Below are 243 nucleotides of genomic sequence, written 5' to 3' on the forward strand. Positions count from 1 at the left end.
TTGCGCTCGTTGTAGAGCACATCGGTGGTCAGGCTGATGGTGTCGGTGTAGTCGTAGGTGCCGTTGACGTACAGCGACTTGCGCTCGATACCGGTCAGCAGGCTCATCTGCTCGTTGGAGGTGGCGTACTCCTCGGCGGTCAGCGTGTGGTAGTCGTTCGGGTTGTTCGGGTTGCCACCCTGGTTCAGGGTCCGCCACACGGCGGTCTTGGAATCGGCGCAGTTGACCTGCAGCGGGTTGCAC

The 243-nt window shown here is 61.7% G+C and carries 1 protein-coding gene; it reads right to left on the reverse strand.

Annotated elements, in window-relative coordinates; all coding sequences use genetic code 11:
• The coding region (locus tag ACQG3P_RS22040; RefSeq protein ID WP_426806238.1) for a hypothetical protein at positions 1–243 on the reverse strand (243 nt) is incomplete at both ends.

The organism is Stenotrophomonas sp. SrG (assembly GCF_050031795.1).
GTDB lineage: Bacteria > Pseudomonadota > Gammaproteobacteria > Xanthomonadales > Xanthomonadaceae > Stenotrophomonas > Stenotrophomonas rhizophila_A.